The 1,484-nt window shown below is 33.2% G+C and carries 2 protein-coding genes; both read left to right on the forward strand.

The genetic code is table 11. From position 1 onward, the window contains the following. Positions 1-575, forward strand: a 575-nt coding sequence (locus F5ESL0260_RS09360; protein ID WP_233557736.1) for a helix-turn-helix domain-containing protein, incomplete at its 5' end; no start/stop codon positions are given. After that, a complete protein-coding gene (locus F5ESL0260_RS09365; RefSeq protein WP_233557737.1) occupies positions 572-1,453 on the forward strand; it encodes an IS3 family transposase in 882 nt (293 codons plus the stop codon). The genes F5ESL0260_RS09360 and F5ESL0260_RS09365, both read left to right, overlap by 4 nt. Positions 1,454-1,484 lie beyond the last annotated feature (31 nt).

Here is a 1,484-nt window from a genome sequence, read left to right on the forward strand (position 1 = left end):
TGAAGTTAACCCCCGGAATTGGACAAAGATTCCAATTCGGGGGTTTTCTTATGTCTAAATATTTACTAAAAACAAAATTAAAAGCAGTAGATTTGTATCAAAGAGGATTTAGTACAAAAGAAATTCAAGAGAAATTACATATCACATCACGTAAATCTATTGATGGTTGGATCAATAATTATCAACAGTATGGTAACAGAGGCCTGGAAAAAAGCTTTTCTAAGACAAGATATAGTGGTCAATTTAAATTAGAAGTCTTAAACTGGAGAAAAGAACATAGTGCCAGCTATCAAATTACTGCCAATCATTTTAATATTAAACAACTTTCCACTATTGCGAATTGGCAAAGAAAATTAAATGAAGGCGGTGTTGATGCTTTATTTATTAAGCAAGGACGACCATTAATGCATAAAAAGAAAATTAAAGCAAAGAAGTATAAATATACTTCTCAAGAGTTAACTGAACTTGAACGTCTACGTTTAGAGAATCGTGCATTACATGTAGAAAATGAATATCTAAAAAAACTAGATGCCTTAGTTCAGAAACGCGGACATCGGACGAAGAAAGATCTATAGTTAATGAACTAAGGCAAGAATTTGGCTTTAAATTAAAAGAAATATTACCCTACACAAGTTTGTCTAAAAGTACATTCGAGTACCATCCTCATCCAAAAAAGAAGCTGATCAGTGATAAAGCACTTGTTTCAATTATCAAAATGATAAAGAAGCATCATACCAGTTATGGATACTGGCCTGTAACTGATACTCTGAGGATGACTTATCACCTAATGGTTAATCATAAACGTGTTCAACGCTTAATGCGTGAGAACAATTTAGGAGCTAATAAATATAATCTGAGAGCCGGTAAATATGATTCTTCAAAGGGTCCACAAAATAAGAAAGCTAAGAATCGGTTCCATCAAAAGTTTAAGACTGATAGACCATATCAAAAGGTCGTAACTGATATTAGTGAATTTAGATATGGGAACATGACTATCCGTGATCGTGTATATTTATCGCCATTTAAGGACTTATTCAGCGGTGAAATTATTAGTTATACGATCACCGATCGTCCATCAACAAGATATGTTCTAGAAGGATTAGAGGGAGTGTTTACTGCAAGACCCAAGCTATTAAATTATCGGATGACAATCCATAGTGATCAAGGAATTCAATATCAATCTAATCCATATCGACATGCTTTACGAAAACATAAAGTATTTCAAAGCATGTCACGAAGAGCTACATGTCATGATAATGCAGCTATGGAAAGTTTCTTTCACATTATGAAAGTTGAAATGAATTATTTTACACATCACTTTGATACTAAGAAACAATTGGTTAAGGCGATGAAAGAATGGATAAGTTATTACAATGAAGATAGAATTCGGCACAAGCTAAAAGGCTTAACTCCGATTCAATATCGGAATCAAGCCTTAAGTAAAACGATATAAAACTAACGTCCAGTTTTAGGGGTTAGCTTCA

Origin of the sequence: Lactobacillus sp. ESL0260, assembly GCF_003692935.1 — a bacterium.
GTDB lineage: Bacteria > Bacillota > Bacilli > Lactobacillales > Lactobacillaceae > Lactobacillus > Lactobacillus melliventris.